7 protein-coding genes are annotated in these 12,011 nt (G+C 50.5%); 5 read left to right on the top strand and 2 right to left on the bottom strand.

The window, feature by feature from the left end; genetic code table 11:
- The first annotated feature begins 101 nt into the window (after positions 1-101).
- The 3 genes from Q31b_RS00485 to Q31b_RS00475 all read left to right on the top strand — a co-directional run bounded on the left by Q31b_RS00485 (position 102) and on the right by Q31b_RS00475 (position 5,395).
- Positions 102-650 carry an ABC-three component system middle component 1 gene (locus Q31b_RS00485; protein WP_146597744.1) on the top strand — a complete coding sequence of 183 codons (549 nt, stop codon included), beginning with the start codon at positions 102-104 and terminating at the stop codon, positions 648-650.
- Positions 651-1,744: 1,094 nt separating this feature from the next.
- Positions 1,745-3,721 (top strand): hypothetical protein, encoded by a 1,977-nt coding sequence (locus Q31b_RS00480; RefSeq protein WP_197170700.1) that lies wholly within the window; start codon positions 1,745-1,747, stop codon positions 3,719-3,721.
- Positions 3,722-3,796: 75 nt separating this feature from the next.
- A complete protein-coding gene (locus tag Q31b_RS00475; RefSeq protein WP_146597742.1) occupies positions 3,797-5,395 on the top strand; it encodes a hypothetical protein in 1,599 nt (532 codons plus the stop codon).
- A 14-nt stretch (positions 5,396-5,409) separates the two neighbouring features.
- On the opposite strand, the gene Q31b_RS00470 is transcribed toward Q31b_RS00475, so the two are convergent.
- The gene (locus Q31b_RS00470; RefSeq protein ID WP_146597741.1) at positions 5,410-6,279 is read right to left on the bottom strand and encodes a hypothetical protein; all 870 of its coding nucleotides are present in this window, start codon (positions 6,277-6,279) and stop codon (positions 5,410-5,412) included.
- A 121-nt stretch (positions 6,280-6,400) separates the two neighbouring features.
- A complete protein-coding gene (locus Q31b_RS00465; protein WP_231617191.1) occupies positions 6,401-7,474 on the bottom strand; it encodes a tyrosine-type recombinase/integrase in 1,074 nt (357 codons plus the stop codon).
- 286 nt (positions 7,475-7,760) lie between these two features.
- On the opposite strand from Q31b_RS00465, the gene Q31b_RS00460 reads away from it, so the two are divergent.
- Positions 7,761-8,447, top strand: coding sequence for a DUF1837 domain-containing protein (locus tag Q31b_RS00460; protein WP_146597740.1), 687 nt, complete (start codon positions 7,761-7,763; stop codon positions 8,445-8,447).
- 1 nt (position 8,448) lies between these two features.
- Entirely contained in the window at positions 8,449-11,922 is a 3,474-nt protein-coding gene (locus tag Q31b_RS00455; RefSeq protein ID WP_146597739.1) for a DEAD/DEAH box helicase, read from the top strand.
- The last annotated feature ends 89 nt before the right edge of the window (positions 11,923-12,011 follow it).

Raw genomic sequence — 12,011 nt, 5'->3', positions numbered from 1 at the left:
CTCACGATCCAGAGCAATTATCGCAAACGGTAACAAAGTCAGCGTCAATTCAAGACTCGTTTAGCGACGACGCTGATTCGATTGCACAATTACGGCCTGAGATGGATAAAATTGCCGCGCCGGTTGGTTTATTCATTAAAAACCATTCATCGTATGCAATCCAAATTGGCGAACTTGGACGCGAGCTGATAACTGGCGAATGGGACGACGAGTATTACGGTGAACTGATTTCGCAGTGGCACGGTTATCAGCAATATGCTGCGATTGCAAGAACTTGGCTCCTCTCTGATTTCAGTGACGACCTAAATCTATTTTTAGTTGGTCCGTCAGGAAGCAAGGATGAGCGTGAGTGGCAGAATTTTTCACAGATCATCGAACGTAACGATTTAGTCTGTCGGAAAATCGTTTGGCTCCCTGGGAAAAACGATCACAACTGGTCAAAGGAGTTGGAGGAGTTTTTGGAACGAACATTTCTCGCGGAACCTTGGAAAGCTTCAGGGGCTACATCTGGGATTAATCTCGATGCACTATCGGACTCAATGTCTGACTTCGAAGCTTGGCGAGAGGTATTGGAACGGCCTGAATTCAAAAGCGAGCCAGTAGAACATGATGCATTGGTATCCGCTTTACTTGAGGCGGACAGTAAATGAACCCCATCTACCTTTCCAAAATTGATATCTCACAATTTCGGGCATTTGGACCGAATTTTTCACTTTCGATTCCGGCTCAACCTGGGTTGGTCATTGTTTATGGAATGAACGGGCTTGGAAAAACGACGTTTTTCGAAGCAATCGAATGGCTTCTGACGGGCGATGTTCGCCGTATACAAGAAGCATTACCGCCCCGAACTTCACTGGACAATCATCTGACCCGGCATGAAGCAGAGCCGAACAGCCATTTCGTTGCCGCAACATTCGGAGCCGAGAATCGACGAATTAGCAGGTCGGTGTCACAACATCCGTCGTTAAGTGAGTTGGCTCAATTGCTCGTAAGCCCCAACTGGACATCTGAATTGGAGGACATCTCAACGTACATGCGACTGACAATGTTTCTTCCTCAAGCACGAAAGTTTCGGTTTGAAGAGGAGAAGCCAAAAGAACAATGGCAGTTGCTACGCGGTCCAGCTGGCGTGGACCGGCTTGACATTATGCGAAGAGTTCTTGGTGGGCTTTCAACAAAATATGCATTTGATAGGGTTACGAAAAAGCTGGAAACGGAGATTTTGACCAACAGACGCGATCTTTCAGATTGGAAAGAGATGCTTGTGAAGCGGTTAGAGTTTACGACCCGATTGACGGACTCAAGAACTGAATCTCCTGAGCAAGCTGGGGCATTCCTATCCGAGCTGCACGATCAAGTGGCGGGAATGGCGATTCCGATCGAAATGCCTGAGGCGCAAGAGCAACGAAACTGGACACCGGAACGCAGGCTGTCGGCGTTCGTTCGGGAGCTTGATGAAGCCATCGACCATGTCACAGGCGAAATTGAAACGCTGAAGCAATTTCCACAGATAATTGCGGAATGGGCTACGGTTCGTAGTGCATTGGAGAGTCTTACTGAATCACAACAACCGCTGGCGGACAAGATAGAGCTAACGACGTCGAAGCGAAAGGCAGCCGAGCAAGCGGTCGAGCGATTTCGCGTCGTAATAGTACGGCAACAACAGGAGCTTACCACTATTCAAGAGCAAAGGGCTAGAGCTGAGCAAGCGAGTGAAGCGTCGGCCCGGCTGCTTGCGAATCGAGTGGTTCTGTCCAATCGGAGGGAAGAAATCACGGAAGCGAAAGCGAAAGTGCATTCCTTAGAGCAAGAATTAGAACAGATCGAGAAGGAAGAGAAGAAACGAAGCGTATTTGCGAACCAGCTTTCCAACGTGGCCAGTCGAGTGACAAAGTTCGAGGCATTCCGGGGTAGAATTGATCGTCTTGACTCTCAAAACTCCGAATGTGCAAAGGCTATTGAGGAGCTGAGCAAACTTCAAAAAGAACAATCTGAGTTGCAAAATCAACAAGAGCGATTGGATGCGAAAATTGTGCGGGCAAAAGCTGAAGGAAGAAGACTGAAGCAACAAAAAGAAGCTGCTTTGGAAAACGCAGAAGCAATGACTAAGGCAATCGCTGTCATCTGCGAACACCTTGCTCAGGACGCATTAAGCTGCCCTGTATGCCAAGCCAACTACGAATTGGGAGAATTGGAAAAACGAGCAAGAAAATCGGTGGCAGAAGCTGGGTTCGATACAGATCAGATTGATTTGTCGATTCAGAAAAATACAGACGAGCTTAATGGGGATGAAGAGCAATTAAGGTCCGTAAACAACCGCATCAGCGAATTGCCACCGAGATTAGCGGCACTATCACGAACGATTTCTTCACGTAACGAAGAGTCCTCTGCTATAGAGCAGGAAGGCATTGGAATGGGATTTGATGCGACCACCTATCGCGAGCAGTTGTCGAAGGCGATCGACGAAAACAAAATACAAGTTGAACAAGCTAAAGCGAGCATCGCGGCCTTGCCTTCCCTTGAGGACTCACGCGAACGACGAGGGAAAATACATTCCGAGCTTGAACATTTCAACAATGTGGTTATTGGTATTCAGCAAAAAATAGATGAAACAGTGGCCTCGATCAAAGAGGATGAATCGGTCCTGGAAGCGTTTCAATTGCAACTCGGTAAACCAAGTATTGATGGGGATGAATTCGCGAGAATAGTCACGGAATTACGTTCCAATGAGGCCAAATCAAAAACGCTGCTTGGAATCGCAGAGCAGGATTTCAAAAAGGCTGAAGCTGAACAGGCTAAAGTTACAAAAGAACTCGAACAACTTAACGGCGAACTTGAGTTACAAATTGCCACCCGTGTCACAAGTCAGCAACGGCAGACGACATTGCTTGATCGGTGGCAGCAATTGCTTGACGGAACACCTGAATCAGCGACTCAACAACGCGGCTTGTCAGAGAGAGAAGACACAGTCGAAAAGATGCACAATTTGCGACGCCAATGCATTCAAACTGCCGAGCGGCTAACGGCGTGGCGGTTAACTTTCGAATCTTCCGAACTCATCACCAGAATAGCAGAAGCACGCAAAAAGCACGACAATTGTTCTGAATCGGAACTAACGGCGAAGCTCGAAGCGAAGATCGCTGAGACGCAAAGGAGACTTGATCATGTCAAGGATGTCAAAGAGCGCGCCACAAAGCTTGCAACGGACCTTCAAGAAAAAGTGGACGAGTTTAATGACGGGGCGTTGCGGCCATTGGCAACTCGCATTCAACAATTCCACAACGTCTTGTCGCCGTTCCGCTACCAAATCGGTTGGAAGACGCGGACTGTGCGCGGCGCAATCGAACTTCGCCAGTCTGTCAGTCGAGAATCTGGTTTAGCCTCTCAAGAGACGCCCCCACAGCTCGAATTGAGCGATGGGCAAATGGCAGTTCAGGGTCTTTCGACTCTTTTAGCGGCCAGCACGGAGTATCGATGGAGTCGATGGCCAGCTTTGCTTTTGGATGACCCATTGCAAAGTTCTGACTTGCTGCATACCTCTGCGTTCATTGACATAATTCGTGGGTTGATAGTTGAACTTGGCTACCAGGTATTCCTCTCGTCGCACGATATGGAAGAGGCAAAGTACATCATTCGAAAATGCGAGCGTTCGGGAATCAATGTGACAAAGTGTCACTTATTGGGGCCACGATCGAACGGAGTTCGTGCCGAGTGCTCATAACGTTATCGCGCAGCACGGAATTGACGTCAGGGAGGATTGATTTGCGCGACGGAAGTCGCAGAAATGGGTAGTTTCATGACAGAGAAGCCAAATGACGCACCTTCATCCCAAACCGTAAAAGAGGCTGGTGAAAAGCTGGGACGGGGGATTATTTCGATAAAAGACCTTAAGGTCGAGCGTGTCGTGCTGCGTTTGCCTAGCATGGGGGAAGTAAAGGTCTACCCGTATATTTCTGGCGGTGCCATGCAGGCGGCTGACTCGGCGACACAAGACGAACAGATGTTGGAGCGAATCTTCATGAAAAGTGTTTTTCCCGTCGTTGATACGAATGCGTTCGATGAAGCTGACTGGGACGCAGTAGCGAGACATTTTCTTAACACAGAAGAGACGACAGAAAGTTACGAAGAAGAAGTCAAGTCGGGATATTCAGCTTGCAAAGCGTTTGCGACCACATTCAAACATTCGAAACCTTGGAAAGACCATGAGCGTTCAATGCGTGAATTGAAACGAAGTCTCGAATCCGAAGTTGAAGCCGCTACACGAATGATGCGCTCGTACGAAAACACAGCCGCGTCTGTTTTCGCGGGATTCGATCGGAATCAGTTTGCGGATATGGGAGCAGAAACTACTCGTTTGATAGACCAGTATTCGATCAAGATGCCGGAATTGAACCTTGAATTGCAGACGTCCATTGACCGAGTTTTGTCTGAAGTGAAAGCATTGAGTAAAATCCGGATTCCCGAAGTTACATTCACTGCACCAAAGATAGATTTGATTGGTCAGGTAGAACACCAGCTTGCGAGTTTCCGTTTGGTTTCAGATCTTCAACTTACTTCGTTTGAGCAAATAAGTTCTCTAATGTCACCGCTGACGATGCCGGACTTTGGAAATGTCGGAGGGCTTGCCTCTCTGAATGATGCCATTTTCAGCAGCGTAGCCCAGACACTTGCTACCAATCGCCTGTTCGCATCGGTCGATTACTTGTCGCCACAGCAAATCCGAGGAGGACTGTTAGCCCCCAACGATAATGACGATTGGGTTGAGGAAATAGAGGAAGCGGAAGAGGCCATTGTCATCGAGACGCTGACGAATCAACAGGTCATTAACAGCATAGTTACGGATCGACTTCAGCAGTTCGAGAAAGAGCGTCATCTCGATGAACTGCCACAACTTCGGGAGCGTATTGAGTCTCTCACGAAGCCCGAATCATTTGTAAAAGTTCTGGATCGTTTCGGAAAACGTGTAGCCCGTGAAGACTCACAGATTTTTTGGGAGGAATACGGAAGCAAGTTTAGTTCTCGCCCGGAAGCGATCGGCAAGTCACTACTCGGCATGTTTCTGGACGCATACGGTGGTGGTCAGGCATTTGTTGCACATGAGCTCCGGGTCGGCGAAGGCTACGTCGACCTAGTGGTTTTCTTTCAAGGCAAAACTTTCGTCGTTGAATTGAAGGTCGTCGGCCCAGGATGGGGCATCGGAAAAGCAAAGCTTGGCCTCGAACAGTTGGGCTACTACGACGACATGTATTTCGACGCGGACGTGTTCCTCGTCGTTTTTGACGGCAGAAAGACAACGAAGGGGGAGCGTCTCCCAGATGAGCACCGTCTTGAAAATGGCAAAGTCGCGAGAGTTGTCTCCGTACCCATCTTCACTATCGCTCCGACTCGCAAATAATGGAGAGGTGCGAACTATAGTGAAGGGTCTATCTCAATTCTTGCGATCGCTAATGCGTGGTCAATGTCATACCCGATTGAGTGGGCATTCAAGATCCTCGCAAGATGGTAATGAAAACGCGAGATGCGAAGATCGGTAGCCGATTTGGGGTAAGGAACGAGATACCTTGCTCCATCGACGCTGGCAAAAAAAAACGTTTCGATTCTCGCTCCGTTGTATTCCAGATAGACCTCCTGGCATGAGGCATTTTTGTCTGGGAAATTACTCACCCACGGTTCTTCGAATGTTTGATATTCTTCAGGGCGGTCAAGCCTAAGCGAAAAGCCCACGTCACTCTGCAACAGATGCACCCCCGTCGAATCGTCGTACACATAGTCATCAGGGTTGCTAGTAACGAGTGCCTGAATCAGATTTCCTTTAGAAGTTGTCTGTTTGAACCAACCGGGGAAGTGCTTTTTTAGTAGCTCGTTGTATTCAGTGATCTGCAAGGAGAGGTCTTCCCAGAAGAATATTTCAACACGGTCAATTTTCCAAGTTGTTGTGCGAACAAACTTCTGCAAGGTGGCATCACGCTTGAGCGATGTCAGCAAAAGATACTCCTCCAGTTTCGGCTCGAAACCCAAAGCGGATTCAACCTCCGCGCGAACTTGCTCTTCCGTCATACTTTCAACTCGTTTGCACTGCGCGCCCGCCAATTCGGCCCCAACGCCGCGCAAATGGGCTGGCTTGCCGTAAATGTCAACGCCGTTTTGCTTTTGCCCGGTCCTGCCATTTCGGATCACGTAAGGATCTCGCCATTTCCTCATCAGTAGGTCCGCAGAAATGTCTTCAAACTCGTCCCATGATTTGGGAATCGGCAAGTCGGTGGTAGCTGGAGTTGGCATATTCGTGGCATGAATGAATAAGTAGTCTGTTCGCCTTACTTTTTGCGGCTTACTAACAATTCTCTTAAAAGAAACCGTTGAAGACAAGCGGAGCACTACATGCAAACTCGAATCGCAATTGTCAAATCGAAATTCTTTCAACGATATTGCGGGTCACTTTCCGTTGCCGTCGATCGTAAAGCCGCGTCGTTCTGGGGTCAGCGTGGCCTGCGAGGTTTTGCACGTCTTCGAGCGGGACGCCTTGGCTGAGTAGGTCGGTGATCGTGGTTACTCGAAACGAATGTGGTGACAACCGGGATGGCAAGCCAGCATTCTTGAGTCGGCGTTTCAGCATCCGGCCCATGTCGCCGGCAGTCATGCTGTTGTCTGTCAGTCGCTTGGTTCTGCGAATTGCTGTCCGGAATAGCGGACTCGATTTGTCGGTGCCGGCGAGGGCTCCAGCCGTGAGATAGGCGGTGATAAACTGCTGAAGGTCGTGCCGAACGGGGATTTCACGCGATTTGCCGCCTTTTTCCGCAAATCGAAGGCAGTATTGCTCGCCCGTATCGAAATAGTGTTGCATCTGGAGCTTGGCAATCGCTCCGACGCGAGCGGCTGTATAGATGAGGATGCCGATGATGGCACGATCACGCAGCCCCACAATCGAGTCGACATCAATGCTGGTCATCAGCTTCCGTGCTTGCTGAGCTGACATCTCGGGGGTTTTGCCTTCGACGACTTGCAATCTCTCACCACGGACGGAAGCGGCGGCATTTAAAACGACCACGTGCCGCGTCACCAATGTGTCGAAGAAATGTCTAAGTGCCGACAGATGCAACTTCTTGGTTGCGGGGGCGTAAACGAGCCCATCCAAGTAGCTTCCAACATCTCGGGGCGTGATTGTCGGCAGTTCTTTGTCGATCGATTTGCAGTGACGCAAGAATTGGCTAACTGCGTGCGCATAAGCGGCCCTGGTATGGGGATTGCGGATCTTCCCATAGATGAACTCTTCCCAAGCAAACTGTGCCGCAGCGCCGCCAGCAGCGACCAGAGCGGGCATCTCGCTGTCAGCCCGGCCAAGAGTCAGAGCTGGTTGAGTAGTCGCCACGGGAACCAATTCCGCGTCGCCGGTATTGGCTAACCCAACGTCTGCAATTTTGATCGGCTCATCCATGCTGCCCCAAGAGAATGCTAAACAATCCAGCGGTTGATTCACACACAGGGACAATCGGAAATGCCCGAGACCCGAGTTTACTGCCCGTCAACAATAACGCACCATAACGTCCTTTGTCGAGCACTAAAACGAGTTGGAGGTGGCGTCAAGCATTTCGTTGGCCAGTGGTCAACGGTGCATCTATGGGCGATAATCTAAAATCGGCTGAAGAAGCCGGAGTTACTTGTAATTGTGAGGATTGGTGGAGAAATTGAGTGCGAGCGTTAAAAACAGTTTGTTTCCTCCGTGGTTCGAGGGTGAGAAGTGTTCGGTAAACAACGTCATCGTAATGATTGAACGGGTTGACGGGCGAGCGATCGTTTTTGACTCGCTTGTTGAAATTGCTGCGGATCACGTCGTGGGATTAAAGGCGATTAAGAAGCTGGGCGGTTTTCCCAAAGCGACACATCTCTTGGAAAATCGGGTTCCGACCACAAAAATTGGCAGGTCAGGAATGCTGGGCGAGATTCTAGCGACTGAGTACGTCGCACAGGAAACAGAGTTTTCGGTCCCAGTTCGTCGGCTTCGGCATCGCGACACGCGTGAATTGGCGATGCGTGGTGACGACGTTCTTGGCTTTCGTCTAGCGAAGACGAGAGTCAAGGTGATGAAGGTGGAGGCGAAAAGTCGCGTATCACTGGCGACAGCACATCTCGCTGAAGCCCGCACTGGACTCGCTAACCATCGAGGCCGTCCGAATCCTGAAACACTGGCCTTCTTGGAGTGCATCCTGCGGTTGGATGATCGAGATACAGAGGCTGATCCGATTACGTTTCTGCTTAAGAATCCCATTTATGTAAAGGACGTATGTCACCTGCTGTTCACACTTTCAGGCAGCGCGCCAAGGAATTTGCTGGAAGCAAACAGCCAAGCCGTTCACAAGGGGATCGAACTCCGGCTGTGCGGCTGCCGTGTCAAGAAACACGCAGATTTTGTGAAAGCGGTATTCGACGAATGCGTGGCAAGCGGCAAGTGAAATGGAAACATCGGAAGCGCTGGTAAGTAAACTGACGGAACTTTGCGCGTCCGGCGTTCGTGATCGGTTGGTCGCCAAAGGATTGTCGCGTGGAATGATCTGGAAGGACGGCACACTTCCTGAAGATAGCCCGAAGTTCTCGTCACGTCTGACAAATGATCTTCTGAATCACGGCTATTTGGTTCTTGGGTGCGCTATCCGACTACGGATACTTGCGATTGAACAGTCATTGTCCGTCGGACCGGTTCTCGATGATGGATTCAGAACAGCGGCAGAGTGCATCGAGGCGGTTGTGCGACGCGGACAGCGTCAGAACGATCGAGGGTTTCATTTAACTATTGCTGCGGCAGCATTTCATCTTGCACACTACGGAGCACGTTCTTACTCGCTGCTCGCAGAGAACACTGACGATCTGAATCTCGTTGACATTGAGGTGCTGCTGGTCGCATTGATGCAGAGAAAGCTAGACGATCTGGAGTCGCTGTGCCTGAACTGGCTGGTCGAAGATGAACATACGGACGAAGGCATTGTGTCCTCGCTGGAGTCGGGCGAGGTAGATTTCGATGATGCCGATGCAGCCTACGTCGCAATCTGCCAAGTATTTCATAGGGCGGTCGCAAATTTTGATTTCGGACTTCGTAGCGGCGAATCAGCTTTTGTCGAAGCTGCGATTGAGGCGTTGGATCGCTGCATTGAAGCGGCGGAAGAGATAAAGCACGTTCCGTTGTGGTGGATTTGTATTGTTGCACGGCATCTGATGGACGATCTTTGGAGTCGAAGCCTGCACCAAACACTGCCAGTTCTCCCTAATGATGACCGCTGGGAAGAGCTACGGAGCAACTTCATCGACTTGCTATGTCAACGCAGCGTGGCCGAGATTGATTTGTGGCCGTCGCAAATCGCCGCAGCCAGTCGCGTCGTTGACGAATCGGATAGCCTTGTCGTCGCGTTGCCAACCAGTAGCGGTAAAACAAGAATTGCCGAGCTGTGTATCCTGAAGTGCCTAGCCAGCGGTCGCCGTGTCATCTACGTCACGCCGCTCCGCGCCTTATCGGCACAAGTCGAAGGAACGCTTGCCCGCAGCTTTAGGCCGCTAGGGTTTTCGGTATCGTGCGTCTACGGGGCTAGCGGCATTGCAGCGAGCGACGTTGATACGATGCGTTCCGCCAGCATCGTTGTTGCGACGCCCGAGAAGCTCGATTTTGCGATTCGGCAGGCCAGCGACGTTATCGATGACGTCGGATTGATTGTTCTTGATGAAGGGCACATGATCGGATTGAATGAAAGAGAAATTCGATACGAAGTGCTTGTGCAGCGACTTTTGCAGCGATCCGACGCGAGCAATCGACGAATGGTCTGTCTGTCAGCGATTTTCACCGAGGGCGATCCGTTCGACGCGTTTACTCAATGGATACGAGCTGACAAAGACGGCGAGGCCATACAATCGAAATGGCGACCAACTCGACAACGTCCCGCGACTCTTGAATGGAAACCAACAGGCGGTTGGCTTGAATATCAAGTCAGCGGCGAAACAGTGTTTGTTCCTCGATTTATCGAAGAACAACCGAAAAGAAAGCAACGACATAATGCTTTTCCGCAGAATCGCAATGAGCTGATTTTTGCGGCTGTGCAAAAGTTCCACCAAGACGGACACGCCGTTTTGCTCTATTGTCCTCTGCGGACTTCTGTTGAAACTGCTGCCGCGTTGTTCCTGAAACTGGCAAAGCAGGGCTACGTGCAATCCTATCTGACGCCGGAGTCAGCGAGCGAGATTGGGAAAGCAATTCGGATCGGGGAGGAGTGGCTGGGGGCCAACCACGTCGCCATCCAAGCGTTGCGACTTGGAATCGCTGTTCATCACGGTCAATTACCTCGACCGTTTCTCGCGGAAATCGAAGCTCTACTTAGACGAAGGGTTTTGACCGTGGCGATTTCGTCGCCGACGTTGGCGCAGGGCGTGGATTTGTCGTTTGGGGTTTTGATCTTCTCATCGCTTTGGCGGAACGGTGAGGTGATGAAACCTAAGGAATTCGCAAACGTGGTCGGTCGTGTCGGACGTGCGTTTGTCGACTTGGACGGAATTTATGTTCTTCCGGTACACGAAGACGACACGGACACGAGAGATAAGCGGCTTAGCGAATTTCACAAGCTCGTCAGGGATGCACGAGGCCGAGAACTTGAAAGCGGCCTTTATCTCCTGATTCATCATTGTCTTAGAAAGCTGCAAAACAAGCTCGGAATCGCGAGCAGTGAGATGGCTGAGTATGTCCTCAATCAACAACCGGCGATCGATGAAATCGCAAGTACTGGCAATGATTTGGATGCCCGACAAATTGCGGTGATGCTTGCGGAGTTCGATGCGGGCATATACGCCTTGGTCGAAGACTTGGACTGCGATATTTCGGAAGTCGCGGCCAAGTTGGATGAGGCGCTGAAGAGTTCGCTTTGGCTTCGTCGTCTCGCGATTCAAGAGGTTAAAGCCCAAGAGAATCAGATTGCCATGTTACGAGGGCGAGCCATCCACAATTGGTCTCGCACAACGGCACCACAACGAAAGGGATTCTTTTCAGCAAGTATTGGAACCGAGTCCGGTTTGCAAATAGTCGATCAGGCCGACGAACTTGGGAAGCTGTTGGATTCCGCCACCGCAGCAATCAAGTCGGGTGACACTGAGCAACTCTCGATGGATTGCTGCGAGCTTGCTAACATTCTGTTCGTAATTTATCCATTCAGGCCCAAATTTCCCAAGGTCTGGAGTGAGAGCGACTGGAAGGCAATTCTAGATGCTTGGATCAGTGGAGCGACACTTCACCGTGTCACTGACACGGTCGGGATAGCTTTCGTGCAGCAATCGTTGGTGTTTCAACTTGTCTGGGCTATTGAGGCAGCTAGAACGGTGCTTGCGTCGATCGCTGAGACAAAGGATGACGACGAAACCAGCGAAAGCGAAGACGAACGCACGTATGTTGCGATCTGCATCACCTATGGAGTGCCCAGCGTAGCGGCAGCACGAATGCTGGAAATCGGAATGGAGTCACGTTTGCTGGCGGTTCGTCTAGCGAAAGAGCTTGCGTTGACGTTCACGACTCGGACTGACTTGTTGATCTGGCTTCTTCAATGCGATGGAGTGGAACCGCTTCTGTTTTCTGAAACAGAACGAGAAGTATGGCTCAACTTTGTGCAGAGGAATGAGTTTTATTTTGACCCGTGGCAAAGACGAAATGAACTATACAAATTTCGGCTCGGCGAAGGCATCACGCTTGCTATCGGTACCCATCTTCGATTACAGCCTAATGATGAAGGAACGGCAGAGTTGTATATGCCTGATTTTCAGTGGGTAGGGCGAACCGACTCTAAAGTGCCTTCTGATCGGCCAATGGTGGGTGTGATTACCAGCGACGGTGAAGTGTGCGTTCGCGATTTCGTTGCACCCGAGTTACCCGATTGGCTAAAAACTATTCGCGCGTCGAGCTAGCTCGCGAATGCTCCGGGAAGTCAGTAAATACCAGTGAAACAGCTATGCTGCAACGCCTCCGGTTAACGCCAAAACAACACGAAGCCAGT

It is taken from the genome of Novipirellula aureliae (assembly GCF_007860185.1).
Classification (GTDB): Bacteria; Planctomycetota; Planctomycetia; order Pirellulales; family Pirellulaceae; genus Novipirellula_A; species Novipirellula_A aureliae.
Note: the sequence above shows the minus strand (reverse complement) of the source record. Positions and strands in the feature narration are given on the sequence as shown.